General features: G+C 74.8%; 1 protein-coding gene. It reads right to left on the bottom strand.

The window, feature by feature from the left end:
* Positions 1 to 254, bottom strand: a 254-nt coding sequence (locus JI666_RS21460) for a hypothetical protein (RefSeq protein ID WP_206895112.1), incomplete at both ends; no start/stop codon positions are given.

Genomic DNA, 254 nt, shown 5'->3' on the forward strand with positions numbered 1-254 from the left:
GGCCGTCGATCAGCGGCGCCCCGGCCTTGTCCCACGCATCCGCCGGGGTCTGGATCGTGTAGCTGTCCGCGCGGTCGCGCGTGGTGCCGCCCGGCACGAGCTGGTCGGCCTCGGCGGTGCCGCCGTGACCCGCCGTGATGCTGTCGCCATACCCGATGATCGTCAGCGGCTGGCCGGTCTGCAGCGCGCCGATCACCGGCGCCATGACCCCGGCGTTGTGGCGGCGAAGCTCGTCCAGCCCGGCGACGTGCCGG

The sequence above is a fragment of the Bacillus sp. NTK071 genome (genome assembly GCF_017303315.1).
Classification (GTDB): domain Bacteria; phylum Bacillota; class Bacilli; order Bacillales; family Guptibacillaceae; genus Guptibacillus.